This window comes from Pseudomonas sp. JL27(2026) (assembly GCF_056933555.1).
In genome coordinates this window covers 3,342,237-3,364,470 of sequence record NZ_CM167794.1, presented here as the reverse complement: position 1 = coordinate 3,364,470, position 22,234 = coordinate 3,342,237, and the positions used below count along the sequence as shown (strand labels likewise).

Genomic DNA, 22,234 nt, shown 5'->3' with positions numbered 1-22,234 from the left:
CGATGCCGTATTTAGAGGCCGAATATACGTGTGCAGTCGGCACGGGCGCCAAAGCAACGGGGCTTGCAATGAGGGGGAGTCCATATACGGACAACCGGTTCTGGAAGGGGAGATGGGTCACCTTGGTTGAGTGCGATCAGGCGTGACCTTTTTTGTCGTTGCGCACAATCGGCCCGACCTCCTTGAGCAGACCGGGTCCGACGTTTCTCACGTTGCCAATGGCCATGCCTACTTTGAACCACTCGAACGTTTCGACGGGCTCACCCTGATGCGCCACTATCTGTTCGGCTCGATCCTTGGGCGTGGCCAGGGTTAACCACTCCCTGGCCAACTCCGGTGAAAGCACCACTGGCCGCCGGTCGTGTACGTCAACCACGCCTCCCTCGCTGTCAGCGGTGAAGATCACGAATCCGTCATCGTCCTGAGGTTCCCGTCCGCCGGCAGGGTACTGTCCGATCGACGCGCAGAGGATGGGCGCCCGGTCTCGGCGTCGGATGAGGTAGGGTTGTTTCTTTGCCCCGCCTTCATAGACCCACTCGAACCAGTTATCGATCGGCAGGATAGCGCGGTGGGGCCAGATCGCCCGGAAGTAAGCGCCGTGTGCGATTTTCTCTACGCGGGTGTTGATCGGCGTCGTCCGGTCTTTTGCCCAGCGTGGGTGCCATCCCCAACGCACGCGGTCGGCATGCAGTGTTTCACCCTCCAGGTGCAGGAGTGCCAACGGTGTTGATGGCGCGGCGTTGTATTGCCCCAGCGGCTGATCGCCGACGGTGTTGATCAAGGCGTTTGGCATGCTCAGCGTGGCAACGAAGTCGTGGATGCCACGGTACTGTGAAAGTCTCCCGCACATCGCAAAACCCTCCCGTTGAGCTTTCAGCTTAGCTCAGCCCCGATTCATGCGATGGCGCTGCCCGGGGCATTATCGGTGTGCTGGGTTCTTTTTCGTTTTCTGTTGGCGGGTGCTAAAGTCGCCGCTTTCAGAACAAGGAAGCGTCATGGGCATTTTGATCGGATCGTTGTCGACAACTCCCTCCGTTGCGAAGCGATGGTTGATGGCGGCGGTCATCGGCTTTACCTCGTTGACCAGTAACGTACAGGCTCAGACCTCGCCCCAAGCCGCGCAGGAAATCAGCAGCTTGCTGGTTTTTGTCGAGCACAGTGGCTGCCAGTTTGTGCGCAATGGGAGCGAGTACACAGGCGCTGAAGCCCGTGCACATTTGCAGAAGAAACTCGATTATCTCGAAGGCAAGAACAAAGTGCAGAGCGCCGAAGACTTCATCGAACTGGCAGCTACAAAAAGCAGCATGAGCGGCACCGCCTACACCGTGAAATGCCCCAGCGGCGAACAGCTGGCAGGCCCTTGGCTAACGACAGAGTTACAGCGTCAAAGGCAGCTTCATTGAGCCTGTTCGCAAGCAGGTGAGCATCGGGTCTCACGATGCGCCCATCCGGTCACTTGAATGTCTGTACGCAGGATCTCGCAATCGAGTTCCGAAACCCGGCTCAGTAGCAGGGTGTGGGTGTGTCAGGCGAGGGGCATGGCAGCCCGGGGTATGGGCGCAGAGGCTGGGCGCCTTGGCGTTAAGGTTTGTCGTTACCGGTCAATCCGGTTTTGCGTCGATCTTTACCGGTAGGGCTGCCGGTGTCCAGAAGCCTTCTTTCGACCAACACATTTTCAAGTGCCTGGCGGGCAGAGGGTTCCAACTGATGCTCACGCTCTTTGAGCTGAAGCAAAATGGGACTCGACCATGCGCGATAGGTCTGCTCTGCAATCTGAATCTTGCTCATCTCGATCTCCTGAATCTCCTGACCAGGTGCCAGCGAGTGTGGCGGCACAATTTCTTGTCGGACAAATCCTAGTAGAGAAAACCGGATGTCGCCAGCCACGGGCACCACGATGGTGCATCCGGTTTACAGGTCATCGTAACCTGTGCAGGAGGGTAAAACAGAGGGGGCTGATGGATGGCCACGCACATGAGAGACAGCCGGTGTATGGCTATCCGTTGGAGGCGTCGTAAGGCAGCAGGACGGTGTCGACCACGATGTCGACCGGTAAGCTGAAAATGGCGATTACCGGGCACACCACTGTCATCCAGCATATCTGAGTTGGCAGAACATCATCTGCGCCACCCAGCGTGGTCAGCAGTTGAATGTTTTCCCGAGTGCCCTTGTAGTAGTCGAATTGGCTGTATGCGTTGTCGCCGCGGGCGATCAAGGTGCCGCAGCCCGAGAGGGCAAATGCGCAGAGGGTCAGAAGGTATGCGAGCTGTTTGATGGTGCTACTCCTTGGCAGGCGAGTGTGCCGTACGGGACGGTTTCAACGCGGCTCTTGATCGGGTGGCGTCTCTTCACGGCAGACTGGGCTGGTGTTGTATGACTCATCGGTCTCCAGATCCATAAAAAGTCCTGTTTCGGAAAACTTGAAACCATACCAACCGATCCACAGGCAGCCCTCCTTTTCATAAGGTTCAAGTTGCGAGAACTTCATTGCCGCGGGCTCGACCTGTGTTTTTGTTTTCCCCTCCAGCGCTATCCTGAGCATGCCGATGGCCTGGGCGTTGGACTTTTTGAGCACGTCCATTTCCTGGTCGGCATAGGACCTCGCGACGGCGGTGTCCAGGACTACGTATAGCCAGAACAGATTGGAAATCACGAGCAGGACAACCAGCGCTGCAATGATGAATGACTTCAAGATGACCTCGGCTGTTCGGAACCTGCAACGCTACAGGTGAGCAAAAGACGGGGGAGGGCTGTGATGATGCCAATCCTTAGCAAGTGGGTAGTCCTTTGAAACGCGTGGGAGTGCGTCGGGTTTGAGGGGGCGGCCGCAGTTTCGCATTGATGCTGGCTGATGGCTACCGACGCTTTTGTGGGTGAGCGGCAGGCGTGTGACGGCTTGCAGCAGTCGCGGTCTGTTGGCGAGGCAGTGATATGATCGCCGCGCAGTTGGCGGGGGAGTGCTTGCGTTTACCTCATGCCCGAAGGAGTTTATCCGAGTGATATCAAGGAGCCGCGAGTGTCGTTTGAAGACGCAATCACCATCATCGAATCGTTCTGGGTCGAGTCTCCATTACCGCTCTTGGGGGGCGGGGCCCTGGAAGTGCAACGGATCAGTGAAGAATGGCAGGCAGACTTACCGATGGCGCTCTCGCGTTACATCCAGAACTTCGCGCCCAATGCCGGTTACGACTTCTCGACAGTCGGTAACTCGGTGGCCTTGTATGCCGCCGGCGATATCAAGAAGTTGGCCAAGGGCTACAACTTCAACCCCGTCACAAACGAACTTATTGAAGGCTGGAGTGATGACTGGGTGCTGATCGGCGACGAGGGTGCAGACCCGATCATCGTGGATCTGTCTGAAGGTCCGGCATGCCCGGTGTTTTTGGGGCAGCCAGGCAGAGGCGAGTGGTGCTTCAGTTCTGTCGCCGACTCTCTCCCTCAGTTTCTGGTGTTGCTGAGTGCCCGTCATCACGCCGTACTGGGCTTTGACGTTGAAGATTCGATTATTGACGACGAGTCTGGATTCAACCTGGCACCGGAACCCGCAGCCTGGTACTTCCCGTTCATGAAAAAACATGCCGGTGACTATTACCCACAATGGACCGGGGGCTTCGACAATGCCTGAGAGTCCCGCAGTGTCGGCACTGTGCTCCCTTCAAGAGGCCATTGAGAGCATCGCGGCCTGCTGTGACGACGGTGATGTCTGGGCACGTTACAGCTGGATTTATGCCGAAACGGGCAAGCCGCTCATTGAGTGTCGGTTTTACCTTTCGCCTGATGAAGACGAGATGCAAGACAACGACTATGGCGAAGAAGTCTCGGTGTATGCACACGCGCATGGGTTGTACGAGTTCCTCGAACCGGCGACGTTTGCATCGGTGCTCTGTGTGCAGAAGGAACAAAATCCGTTGTCACACGTACAGGACTATGCCGACGCGCTGGAGTACTACGCCGAGTACGACACTTTCCGTGAGGTAGGGACGCCGGTGAGCAAGGGGGAAAGCGTACCCTCGGATCTTTCCCGTGGCTTCTTTACCGAGTACGACCTGCGCCTGGTCGAGTGCCCGGACGATCAGGTGATCGGCGCGGCCCGTGCCACTGCGGCGTTGCTTGCGATCAACGTTGCTGAAGCACTCAAGCTCTGTCGCCGGTTGCCAGTGTTGTTGGGTGAGCGAGTCGACGCCCATCGGCGGGACACCCTCATTGAACACTTCGCGGTCTTGTCGTTGCCGTTGTGTCAGACCACCTATCGGCCATTGATCTGGCTCCCGGAAGAGCCCGACAGGACGGGACAGTGTGCATCGGGCCAGGATGCCTGAGTCAACCCGCTCTTGAGCGGGTTGTTCCTGTCCGGCTATTGAGCCCTTATCGCATCGTAAGGCAGTAGAACGGTATCGACGGCAGCATCCACCGGAAGCGAGGCGATGAAGATCAGCGGGCAGACGATTGTCGGCCAGCAGAACATCAGGCTTTCTGCCGCGGACAGAAACTCGACATTGGTGCGGGTGCCCATGTAGTAGCCATCACTGGGTAATGAAGGGTCCGAACCCGCCAGTCGACCCATGGCGGTGCCGCAACCGTTCAGCGTGGCAGTTGATAGCAGTAAGAGTGCAATGAGTATTTTGATGATGCCATTCCTTAGGCTCTGCACGAAAACTGCCTGCGTGTCGATCATGCTGCGTTAAAAACAGGCTCGGAATGCTCATTTACAACCCGTAAACTCCGTTTCCTCGTCTGTTTTGCCTTGCCTGATCGCCACTCGGCGACTTTTCGTACAGACCCTGGCGAGCAGAAGGTGGGTCAGTGCACCACTGACGGTTGGGTGGCGACTGAGACGGTGAAGGTCAGGACAAACAGCACGACGAGTACCCAGAACATCACCATGACTGTCAGCATGACGACCTTCAGGCTTTGATAAAGCCAGCGCAGCCAATGGCCTTCGGGTTTTGCTTCTGAGCGGGCTCTGAGTACGCCTTTCAAATAGAAGCCGAGGAGGGCCAGGAGTGCGCCATCAATCAACATCGCAGGCAGGCCGGCTTCGGGGAAGATGCTTCCCCATCGATAGAATGACGACCGGCTCAGGAACACCACATAACAAATGAGGCTGCCGTAGGGGGCGGCTCTCCACCATTTACCGGCCAGCGCTCCGACCATCAGGCACATAATCACCATGAACGGGTTGAGGAGAATATCGATCATCCATTCCAGTACGTTGGGGAAGTAGCCCGGGGAATGGATGCTGCGCCAGATGTGTTCAAGCATTGTTCAGGTTCCTGCCTTCTATGGAGTAAGTGCTGCTTCGGTGCTTCCGTGCTGCTGCACGGTATCGGCGTATTGTCGGGTTACATAAGTCCTGTTGTGTAAATTAGTTTCCAGGTAGGGCCCCGTCCGGGTTCTTATCAACGAGGTATTGTTCAAGCCATAGGGCACAAGCAGGCAGCACCTTGTGAAAAGACTCGCTAAGCTCGATGTTGCAAAGGGGTTCTCAGGTGTATCGCCCAAGTCCCACGGGGCGTCGTTTCTCAATGCAGGTGCTTGGGGTTGTCAACATGCGCAAATTCTGGGATCGGTATCTGGCGTTACTGGACAATGACCTGAACACGAAGATATTCGACAACATCAAGAACCTGTTGGTGTGTGCTTTGCTGTTCGCCGCGGGCACTAATGCGCTGCATGGCCATCATGAACTATTTCTGGGGTTGTTCGGGTCGACTTTGACGGGGTGGGGGCTGATAGCAGTGTCGGGAGTCCTGATGGTGCTCAACGTCAGCGACGGAGTGCGCAGGTTGAGCAACCTTCGTTACCACATGCTGTTGCAGGTGCTGTTTTGTTTGCTTTACCTCGTCCTGGCCGTACGTATTGTGGAAATAGTCTGGAGTTTCAGGGCCGAGTAGTTGATTCGGGTCACTAAAAAAGACGCTCATGTGTTGTCTTTTAGACCGTGCCAATTGTTCTGTTGCGCAGGGGAGAAAGATTGATAGTCTGCGTCCCCCTGTAGAGCGCTGGTCGGACACTGACCCGTGTTATTACTCCCCTGAACGGATGTCAGACATGTTCAAGATGAACGCCCTTGTTCCCGAATTGATTGTTGCAGACTTGGCAGAAAGCCTGGCCTTTTACTGCCAGGCCGCAGGTTTTTCCATTGAGTACGAACGCCCGGAAGACAAGTTCGCCTACCTGTCTTTTGGGCAGAGCCAGATCATGCTGGAGGAAGATTGGCACAGCGACTCTCCTTGGCGTGTCGGTCCGCTGGAGCGTCCTTTCGGTCGGGGGATGAACCTGTCCATTGTCTGTCCCGATGCCCACGCGTTGGCCAGTGCATTGCAAACTGCGGGGCATGCCTTGCGCAGACCGGTTGAAGAACACTGGTATCGCAATGATGATCAGTGGGTCGGCCAGCGCAATTTTCTGGTGCAGGACCCCGATGGTTATTTGCTGCGCTTCGCTGAAGAATTGGGCTTCAGGCATTGTGAGGGTTGATTCCTCCTGCATGGCTGCTCTGGGCGGGCGATGCGTTTGCCTAGGCGATCAGTCAACTCAGGGTGACGCTGCACTTGCAGCACCGATAATGCATCGCGTGTTTGGAGCGATTCCTGTTTCGGGCGTTTGTGCCGAGTTGTTCTATCCTGAAAATGGAGGACACATCCAGCCTGCAAAGGGAGGTGAACATGACATTCTGGAACAAACACGAACCACAGGATGATACCGCCAAGGGCACCGCTCAAAAGCCAGACGAGCACCCGGAACCGCCGCCGCAAACGTGGAAACATCCCGATGATGGCAAAGAGTTGTCGGAGCTTGATGAAGAGCGGCCACTGAAGCCTTGAGGTGTTGTCGGTCAACAGCATTGCGCGTGAAGACTGGCCTTTGCGCGCACCTGTTGGTGCGCGGCGATGGGTCCGATATGTCCGCGTCGGATCAGCGCGGGTCCCGTCAGGGCTTTGCGTTCAGCTTCAGTTGGTGAAGGAAGGATGGGCGAAGCATTCAGGAGGCACACAAAAGCAGTGCCTTGTGGGCACAGTCAGTTGCACCAGGCCCGCTGGGTGCTAGCGAAACTTTGGCAGACGTGGCTCGACAGGTTTGAGCGCGGTGAGCGCACTCTGGACCAAGGGGGCATCGTTCTCGATGTCTCTGAGGCGATCACGGATTCTCAGTGCGGTGGGATGACCGCCCTGGTGGTCGACCCAGTCGGCAATTTCCTTGCAGGCAGCTGCCAGGCGAGCCTGGCGAGAATCGAGCAGCGTCAGCAGGGTGGTGATGGACTCTTTTTCGGACATGGGAAGCACCTCCGTTCAGAGAAAAACTGGCTGAGGGTAACAAAAAGCCCGCAAGCGTGCCTTTTGCCATTGGGGCGCCGGTCCTTCAGCTGAAATCAGTATAGACCCGGAAAATGCACTGCAACGACGCGTGGCATCGGTGTCTGGCCGGCTAAGGCTGGTGGGACGGCATTAACCGGCTGGCCGCGTTGAGCCGTCGGCATTCGCGTCGGGCGTCTTCCTCGCTCTCAAAGCCGTCGCCGATGAACCCGCCCCGGGTGCGGGTGTCGGCGATTCTGTACCACACCTCGGCAACGGGCGGGAGATGAAGCACCTCGCCGGCGCGGCGGCCCTGGATGATGATCTTGTTACAGCGCCTGACTACGAAAATGTCTTCCATGGCGTCACCGAGGTGAATAGGTGTTCAGATCAACTATAGAAGCAACTCGCAATCCTGCAAATCGATGCCCGGCCACCGTCTCCTGTTGCGACAAACGCCCCTTCAGACATCGACACTCTCCAGGCGCCAACCGTCGGGTTGCCACGTCAGGGTATGAGTGGGCACCAGCGCAGTGAGAAACCCCTGATCGTGGGAAGCCACCACCATCGCCCCTGGAAACCCACGCAATGCCTGCTCAACGGCTTGCACGGAGGCAAGGTCGAGGTGGTTGGTCGGCTCGTCCAGCAACAGCAGTTGTGCAGGCGATGTTTTCCAGACCGCGATGGCGAGGGCCGCTTTCAGGCGTTCGCCGCCGCTCAGTGAACCGCAGGGCTGGATGACCCGCTGGGCGTCGAGTTGCAACTGAGCCAGGCGGGTACGCAGCACGCCTTCGGTCACGAGCGAGCTTCGTTCCTGCAGTTGTTCGATGACCGACTGCTTATCGTCAAGCTGCGCCAGTTGCTGATCCAGATAGGCGCAGGGCACATGTGTCAGGCACTGGCCGCTGCTGGGTGGACAGATTTGCGCAAGCAGCTTGAGCAGCGTCGATTTACCACAACCGTTTGGCCCGCTGACGGCAATCCGCATTGGCCCCGAGATTGTCAGGTTCAGGTAAGTGCTCGGCTGTTCTGGCGTAAGCCAGGGCAGTTGCGCGTCGATCAGGCTCACTATCTGTCGGCTCTCGGGCACCGCCGTGGCGGGGAGTGTGATCAACACCGGCTCTTGCGCTGCTACCCGTGCGTTGGCCTCGCGCACCTGGGTGTCGAGGTCGGATTTATGTGCCTGATGAGCCGGGCGCACATGGCCCATGATCTCGGTCGCGGCACCTTTCATGCTGGCGCGCTCGATCCGTGAGACGTTGGCGGTCTCGGCGTTACGGCGTGATCCGGCGGCGCGGCGCTGGATCGTGTCGTGCTCGTGTTGCAGGCGTTTAAGCTCCCGGCCACGTTGCGCACGGGCCTGCTCCAGTGCCGCCAGCGCCGCGTTTTGTTCAACTTCGCACTGCGCGCGAAAGGCTTCATGGTTACCGCCGAACGTGCGCAAGCCCAGCTCGCTCAGCTCGACAATCCGCTGCATGCCGTTGAGCAACTGCCGGTCATGACTGACGATGGTCAAACCACCGCGCCAGCCTGCGAGTTGGTTGGCCAGCCACTCACGACCGTGGGCGTCGAGGTGATTGGTGGGTTCGTCCAGCACCAGCAGGTCGGCCCGGCTGAGCAGCGCGCCGATCAATGCCACCCGGGCCAATTGGCCTCCGCTCAATGGTTGGGCGGGGTGATGAGCCTCCAGCCCCTGCAACCCTGCTTCATCCAGTGATCGACGCAGGCGCTCGGGCAGGTCCCAGCGGTCGCCGACCTGCTCAAGGTCCTCGCTGGAGGCGCTGCCCTGATTCAGGCGCGTCAACGCACTGAGGGTGTCGGCAACACCGGCCACCTGAGCGACGCTTCGTGGTATGAGGCAAGCATGCTCCTGCGCCACATAAGCGACAGTGCCATAGTGCTTGAGGTTGCCGGATGAGGGCGCAAGTTCGCCAGCAATCAGCCGGGCCAGCACGCTTTTACCGCTGCCGTTACGCCCGACAATGCCGGTGGGGCGACGATCAAGGCTCAGGTTGAGTGAGTCGAACAGGGTTTCGCCGTTGGCGAACTGAAACGTCAGTTGGTTCAGGGTGACGAGCGCAGGCAGACGTGTGACGTGAGTCATCAGCACCTCCAAAAAATGTCGAAAAGGCCAACAAGTGCCTGAGGCAACTTGCTGCGAATACATTTTTGAAAGGCTTAGTTGTTCACGCTGGCGTTCGTCCTGAAGAGGGGAAAGGTCGCTAGCCTAGCTCATCGCGCATTAACCCTACAAGCTAAAAGGACAAATATTACGAGCCCTCAGCCTGTCGCGGCCTCGTGCGAGCTATTTACGCGAGGACGGCAACGGCCTTGATGTGTGCCCAGAGTTGCTGCCCCGGATGCAGTTGCAACTGATCCCGGGAATAGCGGGTGATTCGCGCCAGCAGCGGCGTACCGGCGGCGTCCAGGCGCACCAGAACGTGGGCGGTATTGTCGGCGGCGATTTCGCTGGTGACGGTAACGGGCAGGCGGTTGAGGATGCTGCTCTGTTCACCGCTGTGCAGGCTGAGGCTGACGTCACGGGCCTGAACCTTGAAACGCAACGGCTGGCCGACCGCCAGCGGCGAGTGAGCCACGCGCATGCTCAACGCGCTGCCGGGCAATTGCAGGCTTAGCAGTTGGTAGTGGCCATCGTAGTTGCTGACTTTGCCTTCGATCACCACACCGGCGTCATCACCCAGCGCCAAGGGCAAATCGAGGCGCGCCAGGGTTTCGCCAATGGGGCCACTGGCCAGGGCTTTGCCGTCTTGCAGCAGCACGAGATGATCGGCCAGGCGCGCCACTTCATCCTGCGAGTGGCTGACGTACAGCACCGGGATTTCCAGTTCATCGTGCAGGCGCTGAAGGTACGGCAGGATTTCGTTTTTACGCTGGGAGTCGAGCGCTGCCAGCGGCTCATCCATCAGCAGCAGTTTTGGGCTGGTCAGCAGCGCGCGAGCGATCCCGACCCGTTGTCGTTCGCCACCGGACAGGTGTTGCGGGTGGCGGTCGAGCAGATGGCCGATGCCCAGCAACCCGGTGGCGTGAACCATGTCGACCCGCCGCTGTGAACGTGGAATGCGCCGCAGACCAAACTCCAGATTGGCCAGCACCGAGAGGTGAGCAAACAGGCTGGCTTCCTGGAACACATAGCCCAGCGCCCGTTTATGCGGGGCAACGAAGTGTTTTTTGTCGCTGTCCTGCCAGACGTCGTCGTTGATCTGGACGAAGCCTCGCTCGGCTTTTTCCAGGCCGGCGATGCAGCGCAGGCACGTGGTTTTGCCCGAGCCGGACTGGCCGTACAGCGCCGTGATACCGCGACCGGGCAGGTCCAGGTCGAGATCCAGCGAGAAATCCGGGTAGTTCAGTTGCAGGCGTGCGCGAATCCGGGACGTCATCAATCAGCTCCAGCCAGCTTTGGTTTTTCGGCTGGAGTACAGCGCCAGTAACACCAGGAACGAAAACACCAGCATCGCCCCGGCCAGCCAGTGGGCCTGGGCGTACTCCATGGCTTCGACGTGATCGTAGATTTGCACGGACACCACGCGGGTTTTATCGGGAATGTTGCCACCGATCATCAGCACCACGCCGAATTCACCCACGGTGTGGGCAAAGCCCAGAATAGCGGCGGTGATAAAGCCGGGGCGGGCCAGTGGCAGGATCACGCTGAAAAAGGTGTCCCAGGGATTGGCGCGCAAAGTCGCGGCCACCTCCAGGGGACGTGTGCCAATGGCCGAGAACGCGTTCTGCAACGGTTGCACGACAAAGGGCATCGAATAGAGCACCGAGCCGATGACCAGGCCGGCGAAGCTGAACGTCAGCGTGCCGAGGCCCAGCGACTGGGTGAATTGGCCGACGAAACCGTGAGGGCCGAGGGCCAGCAGCAGATAGAAACCGATCACGGTCGGTGGTAAGACCAGGGGCAGGGCGACGATCGCCCCGACAGGGCCGCGCCACCAGGAACGGGTGCGCGACAGCCACAACGCAATCGGAGTGCCGATGACCAGCAGGATGGCCGTCGTCAGGGACGCCAGTTTCAGGGTCAGCCAGATGGCGGAAAAATCGGCACTCGATAGGGACATTTAGAGTTGGTAACCGTAGGACTTGATGACAGCCGCAGCTTTTGGCCCCTTCAGGTAGTCAACCAATGCCTGGGCGGCCGGGTTGTCCTTGCCTTTGTTGAGGATGACCGCGTCTTGTTTGATCGGGTCGTGCAGGTCGGCGGGTACGATCCATGCTGAGCCGCCGGTGACTTTGCCGTCTTTATAGATCTGCGACAAGGCGACAAAGCCGATTTCGGCGTTGCCCGTGGACACGAACTGGTAGGCCTGGGTGATGTTCTGGCCTTCGACGATTTTGTCCTTGACCTTGTCGGTCAGGCCCAGCTTGGCCAGTACCTGGGTTGCGGCCAGGCCGTAGGGCGCGGCTTTCGGGTTGGCAATGGACAAATGTTGGTATTGATTGTTCTTGAGTACCTGGCCTTTGGCGTCGACATAACCGTCCTTGGCCGACCACAGCGCCAGGGTGCCGATGGCGTAGGTGAAGCGCGAGCCCTTGACCGTATCGCCTTCGCTTTCGAGCTTTTGCGGCGTGGTGTCGTCTGCCGACAGGAACACTTCGAACGGCGCGCCATTCTTGATCTGGGCATAGAACTGCCCCGTGGCGCCATAGGCGGCCACCAACTTGTGCCCGGTGTCTTTTTCGAAATCGGCGGCAATGGCCTGGATTGGGGCCGTGAAGTTGGCGGCGACCGCGACTTGCACCTCATCCGCATGGGCCGTGCCCAGGGCGAACACGGCGAGCAATGTTGTCAGGCAAGTGGGGGCGAAACGTGAGGCACGAATAGTCATGAAACGGCTCCGTAGGGCGAGTGAGGTGGGCAGTTTGTTGTTGTAAGTCGACTGCGCCGAGGCTGAGGCGAAACGCTATATAGCGGAATATATAGCGAATCAGCGACGAACGGAACTCGGTGTACTGATTGCGGATGAAGCCGTGACGAAGGTGGGCCGCGCAGGGGAAGCGGCCCTGATGTTGTTTAGCGCGGGTTCAGCTTTGCCAGCGCCTCATCGGCCAGGCGCCGGGTCAACTCGGCGCTCGACAACTCCCTGCCCAGGCGCAGTGCCTGCCCGGCCCAGAGGTTGCTGAACTGCGCTTCACCTTTGGCCCGCAACGGCATCAGCACACCGCCGGCGAGCGGGAAGGCTGGCGCGGCAGCGCTGATCGGACCGAGTTCGCGCATGATCCGATTGAGAATCCCGCGTGCCGGGCGTCCGGTAAATATGTTGGTCAGCGCGGTTTCGCTCTCTTTGGCGGTGCGCAAGGCGTGATGGTGAGACGCGCTGACCTTGGCCTCCGGGGTGAATAAATAGGCAGTGCCCAGTTGCGCGGCCGAGGCGCCGAGGGCGAAAGCGGCGACGATGCCGCGAGCATCGCCAATCCCCCCTGCTGCGATCACCGGTACGCTTACGGCGTCTGCGATCTGCGGCACCAGGGCGAAGGTGCCGACCTGGCTGTTTAGGTCTTCGCTGAGAAACATCCCGCGATGGCCACCGGCCTCGTACCCCATGGCAATGATCGCGTCGCATCCATGCAGCTCTAGCCACTCGGCTTCTTGCACCGTGGTCGCCGAAGAAACAATCTTCGCGCCTGTGGCCTTGACCCGGTCTACCAGCGCTTTTTCCGGCAGGCCAAAGTGGAAGCTGACGACCGCAGGTCGAAACGCTTCAATGACTTCGCAAGCCGCGCTGTCGAACGGCGTACGATTGGACACGGGTGTGGGGGCATCGAAGTCCACGCCCAATTCGCGGTAGTAGGGTTCCAGCAGGTTTTTCCAGTCACGGATGCGTTGTTCGTCGGCAACCGGTGGCTGATGGCAGAAAAAATTCACATTGAAGGGGCGGGTGGTCTGCTGTTGGATGAGCGTCAGCTCTTCGCGCAATTGCTCAAGGCTCAGCATGGCGGCGGGCAACGAACCCAGGCCGCCGGCGTTGCTGACGGCGATGACCATGGCCGAGGTGTTGGCGCCGGCCATCGGCGCCTGGATGATCGGCAGTTCGATGCCGAACAGGTCAAGAATGCGGGTGTCAGGCCATTGGCTCATTTTGAATTGTTCTCCGGCAGCAAAAAAGACGATCACGGCGCGTTTGTATCAGGAGTGACTGGCGTAAGGCCAGTCGACTTTTCAGGTACAGGCTCAAGTTGCATGTTGCAACGGTTTGAGGTGTTGACCCGGTTTTAGGAACGGTCCAGTTGTGATAAATCTCTGGCGCTATTTTTCCAGGCGCTCAACGCGCAGCCAAGGAGTGTGGATTCAATGGAAGTCAAACAGTTGGATGTTGCCCCGTTCAGTGTTTCGGGGTTGCAGGTTCGCACGTTCAACCGCGATGAGCAGCAGCCAGGCACCGCAAAAATCGGCCCGATGTGGGGGCGGTTTTTTTCCGATCAAGCCTTCAGCAAAATTCCCAATGCGGTGGCGGAATCGCTGGTCTACGGCGTTTACTCCAATTATGAGTCCGATGCCAACGGTGCCTTCGGCGTGACGGCGGGCCGTGTGGTGACGGCCCCCGCCAAAGGTTTCGCGACCGTGGACATCCAGGGCGGGCGTTACCTCGTCTTCGAAGCCTCGGGGCCCATGCCCGAGAGCGTGATCGCCACCTGGGGCCAGGTCTGGCAGTACTTCGAAGAGCACCCGGAGATCAAGCGGGCCTTCGTCAGTGATTTCGAGGCCTACAACGGCCCGGACTCGGTATCGGTTTACATCGGCATTCGTTAAGCCTGGGGCGCGGTTTCGCGTTCCAGGAGCTGGCGTTTGCGCTCTACGCCCCAGCGATACCCCGAGAGGTTGCCATCGCTGCGCACCACCCGGTGGCAGGGAATCGCCACCGCCAGGCTGTTGGCCGCGCACGCCTGAGCCACGGCGCGCACCGCTTTGGGGGCACCGATCCGTTGGGCGATCTCGGCGTAACTGGCGGTGCTGCCAGCGGGGATTTCGCGCAAGGCCATCCAGACCCGCTCCTGAAACGCGGTGCCGCGCACATCCAGCGGCAAGTCCAGGCCAAGGGCAGGTGTTTCGATGAAGCCGACGACCCTGGCAATCAACTGTTCGAAGTCGTGATCGGCACCGATCAGATTGGCCTGTCGGAATTTATCCTGAAGGTCGCATACCAGCGCATGGGGGTCGTCGCCCAACAGGATTGCACACACACCGCGAGTACTTTGCGCCACCAGAATCGCCCCCAGTGAACACTGGCCGACAGCGAAGCGGATGTCGGTGTTCATGCCCCCTGCGCGGTAGTCGCTGGGTTTCATGCCGAGCACTTGATCGGCGGCCTCATAGAAGCGGCTGTTGGAGTTGAAGCCCGCGTCGTACAACGCATGAGTGACCGACTGGCCGCTTTCGAGTTGCGCCCGGACTTTGCGTGAGCGGTGGGCGTTTCCATAGCCTTTGGGCGTCAGGCCAGTCACGCCTTTGAACACCCGGTGAAAGTGAAACGGGCTCATGCCGGCCGCCTCGGCCAGGTCTGCCAGGCTGGGTAAGCTCTCGGCAGACTCAATCTGACGGCAGGCGATGGCGACCAGCGCGGCATGTTGGCTGGCAACATGGGTTTGATCGGCGGCAGCGCGTTTGCTGGGTCGGTAACCGGCGGCTTGAGCCTGTTCTGCGGTGTCGAAGAACTCGACGTTCCGGGGATTCGGCAGGCGCGCCAGGCTGCTGGGGCGGCAGTAGATGCCGGTGGTTTTTACGCCATAGACAAACTGCCCGTCTGCCCGGGGATCGCGCGCCAGCACCGCCGCCCAACGAGGGTCGTCTTCGATGGCGCAGGGTGTGTGGTTGGAGGTCATGGGGTTCGATCCGGTGGCGAGTTGAGTTCAGGTTAGCGCGCACACCCGGCGCGGACACTCCGGGTCTTGCGCTCAAATTTCGCGCGCTCCGCCTGCGGTGCGCAAGGTGAGGTTGATCCGTTGCGCTCCTAGTGTTGCATGATGACCCTCCTTGATCGGCAGTACCCCGTGATAGCGCAAACGGTCTACGCCACCCCAGATCACGACATCACCATGCACCAACGGCACTTTCTGATGTTTGTCGGCGCGTTTAAAACCACCAAACAGGAACACCGCTGGCAGGCCGAGGGACACCGAGACGATCGGCCAGGCGTAGGATTTCTCGTTCTTATCCTGATGCAAAGACATCTTGGCACCTGGCACGTAACGGTTGATCAGGCACGCATCTGGCTGAAACGCGCCGAACCCTGCTTCATGCGACGCTGCCTGTGCCAGTTCAAGCAATACCCCAGGCATTTCGGGCCAGGGCTGACCACTCTGCGGGTCAGTGCGGGTGTAGCGATAGCCTGAGCGGTCGGTGGTCCAGCCCAGTGATCCGCAACTGCTCAAGCCCACGGACATCGTGAAACCGCCCGGCGTCACCATGTGCCGGAACGGTGCCGCGAGCAGAACTGACTCCAGCGCAGGCATCAAGCGGTCGACCCAGGGCAGGGCAAACCCCCTGAGGACGAAGGACTGTTCGCCAATGGGCTCGGTCTTGAGCGGCTGTGCGAGATCGCTGTCGCCAAACAGATCCAGGGTTGTCGGGTTCATGTTGTCACTGTGCATCGTGAAAGATCACGCCAAGGGTATGCCGTTGGCCACTGTGCAGGCGACTTACGCCGTGGCGCAAGTTCACGCGGTAGTAGCCGCGCACGCCTTGGACCGGTCGCTGGTGCACGGCAAAAATCACCGCGTCACCTTTTTTCAAGCTTACAACCTGAGGGCGTGATTGCAGGCGGGGGCGCTGTTCGGTCAGCACGAATTCACCACCGGTGAAGTCCACCTCCGGGGCTGACAGTAAAATCGCGACTTGGAGTGGGAATACATGTTCGCCGTACAGGTCCTGATGCAGACAGTTGTAGTCCTGTGGGCCGTAGCGCAGCAGCAAAGGCGTAGGACGTAGCTGACCGGCATCGTGGCAGCGTTGCAGAAATTCGTCATGGCGTAATGGATAGCGTACCGCCAGGTTCATCTGTTCGTTCCAACGGTTCGCCAGCGATACCAGGTGTGGGTACAGCGAGCTACGCAAGTCGGCAACCCGCGTTGGCAGCGGGTACTTGAAGTACTGGTATTCGCCACGTCCGAAACCATGTCGGGCCATGATCACCCTGGAGCGGAACAGCGCTTGTTCGGGATAGAGCGCAGCCATTGCGTCACAGTCCTGTGCGTCGAGCAGCCCGGTGATCGTCGCGTGGCCATCGCCGTCCAGACCCTGCTCAAGCGCGGCCCAATCCAGGGCCGCGACACGCTGATGCAGGTCGCACAAGCTCACCGGTGAGCCTCGCGTTCCAGCAGCGCACGTTTGCGCTCAAGCCCCCATCGATAGCCACCGAGGCCACCGTCCTGGCGTACAACGCGATGGCAAGGAATGACCACCGCCAAGGGGTTCGCCCCACAGGCGTTGGCGACCGCCCGAAAAGCGCTCGGCTGACCCAACTGCCGGGCGATATCACGGTAGGTAACCCTTTCACCGAGCGGGATGTGTTGCAGTGCCTGCCACACACGGCGCTGAAACACAGTGCCGGTGACGAGGTCGAGCGGCATGTTCAGGGGGAGGTGTGGGGTATCCAGAACGTGCGCGACGTGTTGAAGCGCTGCTGCCAGGCTATCGTCGCGCAGCAGTTGTCGGTCTTGTGCAAAGCGCTGTTTGAGGTCGGACTCGAGGGACGTCGGCTCATCACCCAGCAACAGGGCGCAAAGTCCGGCGTCGCTGTAGGCCGCAAGCGCCACACCCAGGCTGAAACGGGTGCTGAGGTAGCGGATGCTGGAAACAGCGGGTGAGGGGAGTGTCGACATGATCAGGCTCCTGAACCAGGGGTTGAGGGGCCAGTCTAGGGAGTGCTCAGGCAGTGGGCACTCCGCTGCTTGCGGTCGAACTCGGGGGATGACGTCCTTGTAGCTCCCCGGCGGTTGAAACGTCTTACAACGCTTTGCTGACGCTGATGTCCGTGATCGTGTCGCTCTTTTCGTGCATTGCGTCCAGCACGGCCCGGGCTTCTTGCGGGGTGCCGGTTTCAAGCTGGGCGAACTCGAAGCGTCGTTCTCCGTTAAGCTTGTACTTGATGACGTACTTGGTCGTTTGGGCCACGGGCGTACCTGTCTGCTTTATTGCGGGTAGAAGATCAGCTCAGTTTAGAGCTGGACCGGCGAATAATCTTGATCGAATGGGTGAGTGTCGGCTTGCGCGTGACACTGATGGGCCGACGATTGACCGTGTCGATGGTGATGTTCCAGAAACCGGTGCTCGGTGCGGTGATTCTGGCTGGGAAGGTATCGAACGCGCCGCCGTGATAGGTGTGGCGGCCACCATTCTTGAAGCTGCGGAAGTTGGCGTCGTTCATCAGACGGATGTTGCACATTTGGGAGCATTGGATGACGACGATGTCATCTTCATTGAGGTGCTCGCGCTGGTGGATAAATTTCATGGGGCGCCTCCAGAAGGGCTTTTTCTACAAAATCAAAACGATAGCATGGGCGATGGCGCAGTTTATCAGCCCGAACGCTTTAATATCGGGCCGTTGCGCTGCGCTTTGACAATTTAAAACAGTTATCTGAGGGTTTATGAGCGATAAAACGGCGGTTGCCGGAGAAAAAATGGAATTTAGCTGTCGGAGCGTCTTTATTGGAGGTTTTGTATGAAGCGGGTTGTGTTGATGTTGGCGTTTGCATTGGGTGGTTGTGCGACAGTTGCGGACATCAGTCAAACGCCGCCCACCATGAATGTGATCTCGGGGAAAAAACCGCAGGAGTACGCTCGCTGCATTGTCGATAAACTGGCCAGCAGCCGTGGCGCGTTGCAGATCGAGCCGCAGAAGGATGGTGTTCGCGTGATCGTCCCGAACAAGTTGTCTGCCGGCCCGACTGCGGTGTTTGACATCGAAAACCGCTCTGGGGGCAGTAGCATAAAACTTCACGAAAGCATGTCCAATGTGCCTGTGCGCCCGGGCGATGTAGGTGATGCCGCCAACGCGTGCATTTCTGGCTGAGAGGTTTTGTAACCACCCCCGCATTGCGTTCCCAGGAAGCCTGATCCGATACCGTCCAGAGTGTCGCGTCAGGCTTTTTCACATCTGTCTGTCTCATCATTCTCAAACACGCCATTTCTGACGCCTGCCAGGTCGGCATTGTGACCGGCTGAGCAATGACCTACTATTTGTATGCTTATGCCGAGTAGGTCTAAGCATATAACTATAAGAATGGAGGTTGAGATGATCAGACATCGAATGATGTTGAGCAGCCTGATGCTCGTTGTCGCGGGCGGTGCCCATGCCGTCGAAGAGAAGAACGTCTACACCCAGGGCGGTGCGCAGCCCGGTGCCACGGCGTGTTTCGCGTGTCATGGCGTTGATGGGCTGGGTATGCCTGCCGCAGGGTTCCCTCGGTTGGCCGGTACTTCGGCCGCCTATTTAAGCAAGCAACTGCTGGACTTTAGAGCGGGCACGCGTGTCAGCCCGGTCATGCAGCCAGTCGCAAAAGCATTAAGCGAAGCAGAAATCCAGGCGGTCGCCACCACACTGGCGGTCATGCCAGCCCCTCAAACACCGTTGGTGACCCGCACGGTCTCGCCCAAAAACCTCGGCGAAACGCTGGCGCTGCGTGGTGCCTGGGAGCGTAATGTTCCTGAATGCGTGATGTGCCACGGCCCCGGTGGCGTCGGCGTCGGCAGTGCATTCCCGCCATTGGCCGCGCAGCCTGCCAGTTACCTGGTGGCGCAACTGAATGCCTGGCGCGACGGCACCCGGCATAACGACCCCGATGACCTGATGGGGCATATCGCCAAATCCTTGAGCGCGGATGAAATCAGTGCGGTCGCCGATTACTTCGCGACGCTGGGTAGCCAGGAGGTCAAGCCATGAGAGCGCTTTCAGTGATGCTGCTGGCTACGGTGAGTCTTGATGTTTACGCTGCGCCAATCGCTATGGACGATCAGTCTCAGTTGCAGACCCCGGCGGTCGCTGCGGGCGAGCGTGCGTATTTCCAACCGCCCGCCGAACATGAGTTGCCGGATAACGCCTTTGGCAAAATGGTCATGCAAGGCTATGCGTTGTTTGTGGATACCCGGCGTCAGGCACCGCAACTGGTTGGCAACGGACTCAATTGCAGCAACTGCCACCTCAGTCAGGGGCGTCTGGCCAACTCCGCGCCGTTGTGGGGCGCGTACCCGATGTACCCGGCCTATCGCAAGAAAAACGACAAAGTGAACACCTTTGCCGAGCGCATTCAGGGGTGCTTCCAGTTCAGCATGAACGGCACGCCACCGGCGGCGGACAGCCCGCAAATTACCGCGCTGTCGGTCTATGCCTATTGGCTGGCGAGCAAAGCACCGGTCGGTGTCGAGTTGCCGGGCCGAGGTTATCCCGATGTGCCGCAACCCGCCAAAGGCTATGACATCGCGCAGGGGCAGCAGGTTTACAAGGCGCAGTGTGCGGTATGCCATGGTGACAGTGGCCAGGGGCAGAAAGTCGGTCAGGACTATGTCATGCCACCACTGTGGGGTAAGGACTCCTACAACTGGGGGGCCGGTATGCATCGCATCAACACGGCAGCGTCCTTCATCCAGCACAACATGCCGCTGGGCAAGCCCAATACGTTGAGTGACCAGCAGGCCTGGGACGTGGCGGCCTTCGTCAATAGTCATGAGCGCCCGCAAGATCCGCGCCTGATTGATGGCTCAATCGAGAAAACCCGGCTGAAATACCATGCCAATGACGGCGTGAATGTGTACGGGCAAACCGTGAATGGCGTTTTGATTGGTCAAGGCATCCGATAAACTGTCGCCCATCGACCCAATGCCGCCCACGTGCTGACGTGGGCGGCATTGTCATTTTTGGGAGTCAGTCATGAAGCGTGAACAGGTGCGGGAGCGGCATGCAGAGGGTCATATCTCTGCGACCCATGTGATTCAGAATCCGGCGAATTCGGGGGAATGGATCGTGTTTTTCAAGAAAAGCGGCGGGCGCAGTTTCTTCCTGGTGGATGAGAACGACGAAGTGGAATCCTTCAGCCGACTCGACGACTTGATCGAGACCGTGCGCGGGCTCGGGATCAAGTTTGCCGAGATCCACATGTAACGACGCAGCGAGTGGTTACTTGCACACCACCACAACACTGCGGCTCTTGAAGTTGCCGACATCTGCGCCAAGGGTCTTGTCGCTTTCCTTGGTTGCCGGTGTGCCGTCGGTGCCCACGATCCGATAACCGGTGCCTGCGCAGGAGGCATCTGCCTTTTCATAGCAGGTGGCCCAGGAGTTGGCTTCGCCAGAGCAGTCGATCGCCAGGCCTTGCTCGCCGTCGCCCAGATAAGTCTTGGATGCGGTGGCGCACCCGGACAGGGCCAGAACAGCAATCAGTGCCAGGTATTTTTTCATGTGAGGCTCGTCGTTCAAGGTAGAGGGTGTGCGGGGGTGCGAACGCCCTGCGCCAAGATGCTATAGCGAACGGCCATCCTGGTACAGACAAACAAAAAGCCCTGCGGGTGGCAGGGCTCTGGTCTTGCATTCGGTCTTACTCAGGCTTGGCGTTGCGGCGCCGTGGCGCAGCAGGTTGATCCTGGAACACGGAGGCCACTTCAATGGCCAGCGCCTCGGAAGGGAAGGGGCCGGCGATGTTCTCACCGTTGGCACTGTCGACCCACCATTGGCCATCTTTTGCCTGATTGATCAGGTAACCGTTCACGCTTTTTGCTGCCGACATCTATCTGCCTCGTTGGCTGGTTCAATCGCGCAATGATAGCGGGAAATCGGGATCAGGGGTGTTCGCTGGTCTACAGTGAGTCGATTGGCAGGTGGTTTTGGTGCGACGAAACAGTCGATCAGCTGACCGGCGCGGAACTATCTGCCTGATTATTTCTCTATGATGGCATCGGTTAGCCAGTGGGGGGCATTGTAAGGTGCCTGCCGCCTGATTAGACTGCGCCGAAACTCGTACACACAGCCCTTTCAAGGACTTTTATGATCAAGAAATGCTTGTTCCCAGCAGCCGGTTACGGTACTCGCTTCCTGCCAGCGACTAAAGCCATGCCCAAAGAAATGCTGCCGGTGGTGAACAAGCCACTGATCCAGTACGGCGTTGAAGAAGCGTTGGACGCTGGGTTGACCGAAATTTCCATCGTTACCGGTCGTGGCAAGCGCGCCCTGGAAGACCATTTCGACATCAGCTATGAGCTGGAAAACCAGATCAAGGGCACCGATAAAGAGAAGTACCTGGTCGGTATCCGCAAGCTGCTCGACGAGTGTTCGTTCTCCTACACCCGTCAGACCGAAATGAAAGGCCTGGGGCACGCGATCTTGACCGGTCGCCCACTGATCGGCGACGAGCCGTTCGCCGTGGTACTGGCGGACGACTTGTGCGTCAACCTGGAAGGCGACGGCGTACTGACCCAAATGGTCAAGCTGTACAAACAGTACCGCTGCACCATCGTTGCGATCCAGGAAGTCGATCCGCAGGAAACCCACAAGTACGGGGTGATCGCCGGCGATCTGATCGGTGACGACCTGTACCGTGTTCGCAACATGGTCGAGAAGCCGAAGCCTGAAGATGCGCCGTCCAACCTGGCGATCATCGGTCGTTACATCCTGACGCCGGACATCTTCAAGTTGATCGAAGAAACCGAGCCAGGCAAGGGTGGCGAGATCCAGATCACCGACGCCCTGATGAAGCAGGCGCAAGACGGTTGCGTGATTGCCTACAAGTTCAAGGGCACTCGTTTCGACTGTGGTGGCGCTGAAGGCTACATCGAAGCCACCAACTTCTGCTTCGAGCACTTCTACAAGACGGGCAAGGCTTACTAATAGCGCTTAACCGACTTGTTCTGAAAAGCCACCTTCGGGTGGCTTTTTCATTTTTCGGGCCTGTGCCGTTCGCAGCGCTGACCGAAAAAGCTGCAGCGGGTATGC

33 protein-coding genes are annotated in these 22,234 nt (G+C 59.0%); 12 read left to right on the top strand and 21 right to left on the bottom strand.

Going from position 1 to position 22,234, the window contains the following annotated elements; all coding sequences use genetic code 11:
- Positions 1-136: 136 nt before the first annotated feature.
- Positions 137-850: an SOS response-associated peptidase family protein gene (locus AC1Z1G_RS15290; RefSeq protein ID WP_483620905.1), complete on the bottom strand. Its 714-nt coding sequence runs from the start codon at positions 848-850 to the stop codon at positions 137-139.
- Positions 851-995: 145 nt separating this feature from the next.
- Between AC1Z1G_RS15290 and AC1Z1G_RS15285 the strand changes: the two genes are divergently transcribed.
- Complete coding sequence (locus AC1Z1G_RS15285; protein WP_483620904.1) at positions 996-1,403, top strand: YfeK family protein; 408 nt, start codon at positions 996-998, stop codon at positions 1,401-1,403.
- Between the two features lie 178 nt (positions 1,404-1,581).
- On the opposite strand, the gene AC1Z1G_RS15280 is transcribed toward AC1Z1G_RS15285, so the two are convergent.
- From AC1Z1G_RS15280 to AC1Z1G_RS15270, 3 genes are all read right to left on the bottom strand, one after another.
- A complete protein-coding gene (locus AC1Z1G_RS15280; protein WP_483620903.1) occupies positions 1,582-1,788 on the bottom strand; it encodes a hypothetical protein in 207 nt (68 codons plus the stop codon).
- Positions 1,789-1,996: 208 nt separating this feature from the next.
- Positions 1,997-2,215: a YceK/YidQ family lipoprotein gene (locus AC1Z1G_RS15275; RefSeq protein ID WP_483620902.1), complete on the bottom strand. Its 219-nt coding sequence runs from the start codon at positions 2,213-2,215 to the stop codon at positions 1,997-1,999.
- Between the two features lie 102 nt (positions 2,216-2,317).
- Positions 2,318-2,692 carry a hypothetical protein gene (locus tag AC1Z1G_RS15270; RefSeq protein WP_483620901.1) on the bottom strand — a complete coding sequence of 125 codons (375 nt, stop codon included), beginning with the start codon at positions 2,690-2,692 and terminating at the stop codon, positions 2,318-2,320.
- A 324-nt stretch (positions 2,693-3,016) separates the two neighbouring features.
- On the opposite strand from AC1Z1G_RS15270, the gene AC1Z1G_RS15265 reads away from it, so the two are divergent.
- Both AC1Z1G_RS15265 and AC1Z1G_RS15260 read left to right on the top strand, forming a co-directional pair.
- The gene (locus AC1Z1G_RS15265; RefSeq protein WP_483620900.1) at positions 3,017-3,625 is read left to right on the top strand and encodes a hypothetical protein; all 609 of its coding nucleotides are present in this window, start codon (positions 3,017-3,019) and stop codon (positions 3,623-3,625) included.
- Between the two features lie 163 nt (positions 3,626-3,788).
- Complete coding sequence (locus tag AC1Z1G_RS15260; protein ID WP_483620899.1) at positions 3,789-4,319, top strand: hypothetical protein; 531 nt, start codon at positions 3,789-3,791, stop codon at positions 4,317-4,319.
- Between the two features lie 35 nt (positions 4,320-4,354).
- On the opposite strand, the gene AC1Z1G_RS15255 is transcribed toward AC1Z1G_RS15260, so the two are convergent.
- Positions 4,355-4,675: a YceK/YidQ family lipoprotein gene (locus tag AC1Z1G_RS15255; RefSeq protein WP_483620898.1), complete on the bottom strand. Its 321-nt coding sequence runs from the start codon at positions 4,673-4,675 to the stop codon at positions 4,355-4,357.
- Positions 4,676-4,800: 125 nt separating this feature from the next.
- Positions 4,801-5,262, bottom strand: a complete 462-nt coding sequence (locus tag AC1Z1G_RS15250) for a hypothetical protein (protein ID WP_483620897.1) — start codon at positions 5,260-5,262, stop codon at positions 4,801-4,803.
- Between the two features lie 287 nt (positions 5,263-5,549).
- Between AC1Z1G_RS15250 and AC1Z1G_RS15245 the strand changes: the two genes are divergently transcribed.
- From AC1Z1G_RS15245 to AC1Z1G_RS15235, 3 genes are all read left to right on the top strand, one after another.
- Positions 5,550-5,894 carry a hypothetical protein gene (locus AC1Z1G_RS15245; protein ID WP_483620896.1) on the top strand — a complete coding sequence of 115 codons (345 nt, stop codon included), beginning with the start codon at positions 5,550-5,552 and terminating at the stop codon, positions 5,892-5,894.
- 157 nt (positions 5,895-6,051) lie between these two features.
- Positions 6,052-6,480, top strand: coding sequence for a bleomycin resistance protein (locus AC1Z1G_RS15240; RefSeq protein ID WP_483620895.1), 429 nt, complete (start codon positions 6,052-6,054; stop codon positions 6,478-6,480).
- Positions 6,481-6,668: 188 nt separating this feature from the next.
- Entirely contained in the window at positions 6,669-6,827 is a 159-nt protein-coding gene (locus AC1Z1G_RS15235) for a hypothetical protein (RefSeq protein ID WP_347900684.1), read from the top strand.
- A gap of 219 nt (positions 6,828-7,046) precedes the next feature.
- Here AC1Z1G_RS15235 and AC1Z1G_RS15230 read toward each other — a convergent pair whose 3' ends face one another.
- The 7 genes from AC1Z1G_RS15230 to AC1Z1G_RS15200 form a co-directional block, all read right to left on the bottom strand.
- Positions 7,047-7,277, bottom strand: a complete 231-nt coding sequence (locus tag AC1Z1G_RS15230; protein ID WP_347900682.1) for a hypothetical protein — start codon at positions 7,275-7,277, stop codon at positions 7,047-7,049.
- 151 nt (positions 7,278-7,428) lie between these two features.
- Positions 7,429-7,656 (bottom strand): hypothetical protein, encoded by a 228-nt coding sequence (locus AC1Z1G_RS15225; RefSeq protein ID WP_347900681.1) that lies wholly within the window; start codon positions 7,654-7,656, stop codon positions 7,429-7,431.
- A 102-nt stretch (positions 7,657-7,758) separates the two neighbouring features.
- Positions 7,759-9,399, bottom strand: a complete 1,641-nt coding sequence (locus tag AC1Z1G_RS15220) for an ABC-F family ATP-binding cassette domain-containing protein (protein WP_483620894.1) — start codon at positions 9,397-9,399, stop codon at positions 7,759-7,761.
- A 205-nt stretch (positions 9,400-9,604) separates the two neighbouring features.
- A complete protein-coding gene (gene modC, locus AC1Z1G_RS15215) occupies positions 9,605-10,693 on the bottom strand; it encodes a molybdenum ABC transporter ATP-binding protein (protein WP_483620893.1) in 1,089 nt (362 codons plus the stop codon).
- 3 nt (positions 10,694-10,696) lie between these two features.
- On the bottom strand, positions 10,697-11,377 hold the full coding sequence (gene modB / locus AC1Z1G_RS15210) for a molybdate ABC transporter permease subunit (protein ID WP_483620892.1): 681 nt from the start codon (positions 11,375-11,377) through the stop codon (positions 10,697-10,699).
- Positions 11,378-12,145 (bottom strand): molybdate ABC transporter substrate-binding protein, encoded by a 768-nt coding sequence (gene modA, locus AC1Z1G_RS15205; RefSeq protein WP_483620891.1) that lies wholly within the window; start codon positions 12,143-12,145, stop codon positions 11,378-11,380.
- A 185-nt stretch (positions 12,146-12,330) separates the two neighbouring features.
- The gene (locus AC1Z1G_RS15200) at positions 12,331-13,395 is read right to left on the bottom strand and encodes an NAD(P)H-dependent flavin oxidoreductase (protein WP_483620890.1); all 1,065 of its coding nucleotides are present in this window, start codon (positions 13,393-13,395) and stop codon (positions 12,331-12,333) included.
- A gap of 213 nt (positions 13,396-13,608) precedes the next feature.
- On the opposite strand from AC1Z1G_RS15200, the gene AC1Z1G_RS15195 reads away from it, so the two are divergent.
- A complete protein-coding gene (locus tag AC1Z1G_RS15195; RefSeq protein ID WP_483620889.1) occupies positions 13,609-14,067 on the top strand; it encodes a GyrI-like domain-containing protein in 459 nt (152 codons plus the stop codon).
- Here the strand turns inward: AC1Z1G_RS15195 and ada are convergent.
- The 6 genes from ada to AC1Z1G_RS15165 all read right to left on the bottom strand — a co-directional run bounded on the left by ada (position 14,064) and on the right by AC1Z1G_RS15165 (position 17,764).
- On the bottom strand, positions 14,064-15,137 hold the full coding sequence (gene ada / locus AC1Z1G_RS15190) for a bifunctional DNA-binding transcriptional regulator/O6-methylguanine-DNA methyltransferase Ada (RefSeq protein ID WP_483620888.1): 1,074 nt from the start codon (positions 15,135-15,137) through the stop codon (positions 14,064-14,066). The genes AC1Z1G_RS15195 and ada overlap by 4 nt on opposite strands.
- A 72-nt stretch (positions 15,138-15,209) precedes the next feature.
- Positions 15,210-15,905, bottom strand: a complete 696-nt coding sequence (gene alkB, locus AC1Z1G_RS15185; RefSeq protein WP_483620887.1) for a DNA oxidative demethylase AlkB — start codon at positions 15,903-15,905, stop codon at positions 15,210-15,212.
- Positions 15,895-16,611, bottom strand: coding sequence for a 2OG-Fe(II) oxygenase (locus tag AC1Z1G_RS15180; protein ID WP_483620886.1), 717 nt, complete (start codon positions 16,609-16,611; stop codon positions 15,895-15,897). The genes alkB and AC1Z1G_RS15180 overlap by 11 nt, the downstream gene beginning before the upstream one ends.
- Positions 16,608-17,135 carry a methylated-DNA--[protein]-cysteine S-methyltransferase gene (locus AC1Z1G_RS15175; RefSeq protein ID WP_483620885.1) on the bottom strand — a complete coding sequence of 176 codons (528 nt, stop codon included), beginning with the start codon at positions 17,133-17,135 and terminating at the stop codon, positions 16,608-16,610. Before AC1Z1G_RS15175 ends, AC1Z1G_RS15180 begins: the two co-directional genes overlap by 4 nt.
- A 124-nt stretch (positions 17,136-17,259) precedes the next feature.
- Positions 17,260-17,427 (bottom strand): hypothetical protein, encoded by a 168-nt coding sequence (locus tag AC1Z1G_RS15170; protein ID WP_483620884.1) that lies wholly within the window; start codon positions 17,425-17,427, stop codon positions 17,260-17,262.
- Positions 17,428-17,461: 34 nt separating this feature from the next.
- Positions 17,462-17,764: a DUF1883 domain-containing protein gene (locus tag AC1Z1G_RS15165; RefSeq protein WP_007900033.1), complete on the bottom strand. Its 303-nt coding sequence runs from the start codon at positions 17,762-17,764 to the stop codon at positions 17,462-17,464.
- 210 nt (positions 17,765-17,974) lie between these two features.
- On the opposite strand from AC1Z1G_RS15165, the gene AC1Z1G_RS15160 reads away from it, so the two are divergent.
- The 4 genes from AC1Z1G_RS15160 (at position 17,975) to AC1Z1G_RS15145 (ending at position 20,410) form a co-directional block, all read left to right on the top strand.
- Positions 17,975-18,325: a hypothetical protein gene (locus tag AC1Z1G_RS15160; RefSeq protein ID WP_483620883.1), complete on the top strand. Its 351-nt coding sequence runs from the start codon at positions 17,975-17,977 to the stop codon at positions 18,323-18,325.
- 222 nt (positions 18,326-18,547) lie between these two features.
- On the top strand, positions 18,548-19,195 hold the full coding sequence (locus AC1Z1G_RS15155) for a c-type cytochrome (RefSeq protein ID WP_483620882.1): 648 nt from the start codon (positions 18,548-18,550) through the stop codon (positions 19,193-19,195).
- A gap of 62 nt (positions 19,196-19,257) precedes the next feature.
- Positions 19,258-20,109, top strand: a complete 852-nt coding sequence (locus AC1Z1G_RS15150; protein ID WP_483627867.1) for a c-type cytochrome — start codon at positions 19,258-19,260, stop codon at positions 20,107-20,109.
- A 70-nt stretch (positions 20,110-20,179) separates the two neighbouring features.
- Positions 20,180-20,410, top strand: a complete 231-nt coding sequence (locus AC1Z1G_RS15145) for a hypothetical protein (protein WP_483620881.1) — start codon at positions 20,180-20,182, stop codon at positions 20,408-20,410.
- Positions 20,411-20,425: 15 nt separating this feature from the next.
- Here AC1Z1G_RS15145 and AC1Z1G_RS15140 read toward each other — a convergent pair whose 3' ends face one another.
- Positions 20,426-20,707 (bottom strand): hypothetical protein, encoded by a 282-nt coding sequence (locus tag AC1Z1G_RS15140; RefSeq protein WP_483620880.1) that lies wholly within the window; start codon positions 20,705-20,707, stop codon positions 20,426-20,428.
- A gap of 136 nt (positions 20,708-20,843) precedes the next feature.
- Entirely contained in the window at positions 20,844-21,032 is a 189-nt protein-coding gene (locus AC1Z1G_RS15135; protein ID WP_347900663.1) for a hypothetical protein, read from the bottom strand.
- A gap of 257 nt (positions 21,033-21,289) precedes the next feature.
- On the opposite strand from AC1Z1G_RS15135, the gene galU reads away from it, so the two are divergent.
- Entirely contained in the window at positions 21,290-22,129 is an 840-nt protein-coding gene (gene galU, locus AC1Z1G_RS15130) for a UTP--glucose-1-phosphate uridylyltransferase GalU (protein ID WP_095108460.1), read from the top strand.
- Positions 22,130-22,234: the final 105 nt, after the last annotated feature.

What these genes read in the sequence shown, in the direction of transcription:
- galU (WP_095108460.1), top strand. Translation starts at nt 21,290, where the DNA reads ATGATCAAGAAATGCTTGTTCCCAGCAGCCGGTTACGGTACTCGCTTC.
- AC1Z1G_RS15220 (WP_483620894.1), bottom strand. Translation starts at nt 9,399, where the DNA reads ATGACTCACGTCACACGTCTGCCTGCGCTCGTCACCCTGAACCAACTG.
- AC1Z1G_RS15240 (WP_483620895.1), top strand. Translation starts at nt 6,052, where the DNA reads ATGTTCAAGATGAACGCCCTTGTTCCCGAATTGATTGTTGCAGACTTG.
- AC1Z1G_RS15160 (WP_483620883.1), top strand. Translation starts at nt 17,975, where the DNA reads ATGAAGCGGGTTGTGTTGATGTTGGCGTTTGCATTGGGTGGTTGTGCG.
- alkB (WP_483620887.1), bottom strand. Translation starts at nt 15,905, where the DNA reads ATGCACAGTGACAACATGAACCCGACAACCCTGGATCTGTTTGGCGAC.
- ada (WP_483620888.1), bottom strand. Translation starts at nt 15,137, where the DNA reads ATGACCTCCAACCACACACCCTGCGCCATCGAAGACGACCCTCGTTGG.
- AC1Z1G_RS15280 (WP_483620903.1), bottom strand. Translation starts at nt 1,788, where the DNA reads ATGAGCAAGATTCAGATTGCAGAGCAGACCTATCGCGCATGGTCGAGT.
- AC1Z1G_RS15290 (WP_483620905.1), bottom strand. Translation starts at nt 850, where the DNA reads ATGTGCGGGAGACTTTCACAGTACCGTGGCATCCACGACTTCGTTGCC.
- AC1Z1G_RS15140 (WP_483620880.1), bottom strand. Translation starts at nt 20,707, where the DNA reads ATGAAAAAATACCTGGCACTGATTGCTGTTCTGGCCCTGTCCGGGTGC.
- AC1Z1G_RS15200 (WP_483620890.1), bottom strand. Translation starts at nt 13,395, where the DNA reads ATGAGCCAATGGCCTGACACCCGCATTCTTGACCTGTTCGGCATCGAA.
- AC1Z1G_RS15225 (WP_347900681.1), bottom strand. Translation starts at nt 7,656, where the DNA reads ATGGAAGACATTTTCGTAGTCAGGCGCTGTAACAAGATCATCATCCAG.
- AC1Z1G_RS15245 (WP_483620896.1), top strand. Translation starts at nt 5,550, where the DNA reads ATGCGCAAATTCTGGGATCGGTATCTGGCGTTACTGGACAATGACCTG.
- AC1Z1G_RS15255 (WP_483620898.1), bottom strand. Translation starts at nt 4,675, where the DNA reads ATGATCGACACGCAGGCAGTTTTCGTGCAGAGCCTAAGGAATGGCATC.
- AC1Z1G_RS15235 (WP_347900684.1), top strand. Translation starts at nt 6,669, where the DNA reads ATGACATTCTGGAACAAACACGAACCACAGGATGATACCGCCAAGGGC.
- AC1Z1G_RS15285 (WP_483620904.1), top strand. Translation starts at nt 996, where the DNA reads ATGGGCATTTTGATCGGATCGTTGTCGACAACTCCCTCCGTTGCGAAG.
- AC1Z1G_RS15250 (WP_483620897.1), bottom strand. Translation starts at nt 5,262, where the DNA reads ATGCTTGAACACATCTGGCGCAGCATCCATTCCCCGGGCTACTTCCCC.
- AC1Z1G_RS15145 (WP_483620881.1), top strand. Translation starts at nt 20,180, where the DNA reads ATGAAGCGTGAACAGGTGCGGGAGCGGCATGCAGAGGGTCATATCTCT.
- modA (WP_483620891.1), bottom strand. Translation starts at nt 12,145, where the DNA reads ATGACTATTCGTGCCTCACGTTTCGCCCCCACTTGCCTGACAACATTG.
- AC1Z1G_RS15230 (WP_347900682.1), bottom strand. Translation starts at nt 7,277, where the DNA reads ATGTCCGAAAAAGAGTCCATCACCACCCTGCTGACGCTGCTCGATTCT.
- AC1Z1G_RS15155 (WP_483620882.1), top strand. Translation starts at nt 18,548, where the DNA reads ATGATCAGACATCGAATGATGTTGAGCAGCCTGATGCTCGTTGTCGCG.
- AC1Z1G_RS15150 (WP_483627867.1), top strand. Translation starts at nt 19,258, where the DNA reads ATGGACGATCAGTCTCAGTTGCAGACCCCGGCGGTCGCTGCGGGCGAG.
- modB (WP_483620892.1), bottom strand. Translation starts at nt 11,377, where the DNA reads ATGTCCCTATCGAGTGCCGATTTTTCCGCCATCTGGCTGACCCTGAAA.
- AC1Z1G_RS15135 (WP_347900663.1), bottom strand. Translation starts at nt 21,032, where the DNA reads ATGTCGGCAGCAAAAAGCGTGAACGGTTACCTGATCAATCAGGCAAAA.
- AC1Z1G_RS15260 (WP_483620899.1), top strand. Translation starts at nt 3,789, where the DNA reads ATGCAAGACAACGACTATGGCGAAGAAGTCTCGGTGTATGCACACGCG.
- modC (WP_483620893.1), bottom strand. Translation starts at nt 10,693, where the DNA reads ATGACGTCCCGGATTCGCGCACGCCTGCAACTGAACTACCCGGATTTC.
- AC1Z1G_RS15165 (WP_007900033.1), bottom strand. Translation starts at nt 17,764, where the DNA reads ATGAAATTTATCCACCAGCGCGAGCACCTCAATGAAGATGACATCGTC.
- AC1Z1G_RS15175 (WP_483620885.1), bottom strand. Translation starts at nt 17,135, where the DNA reads ATGTCGACACTCCCCTCACCCGCTGTTTCCAGCATCCGCTACCTCAGC.
- AC1Z1G_RS15195 (WP_483620889.1), top strand. Translation starts at nt 13,609, where the DNA reads ATGGAAGTCAAACAGTTGGATGTTGCCCCGTTCAGTGTTTCGGGGTTG.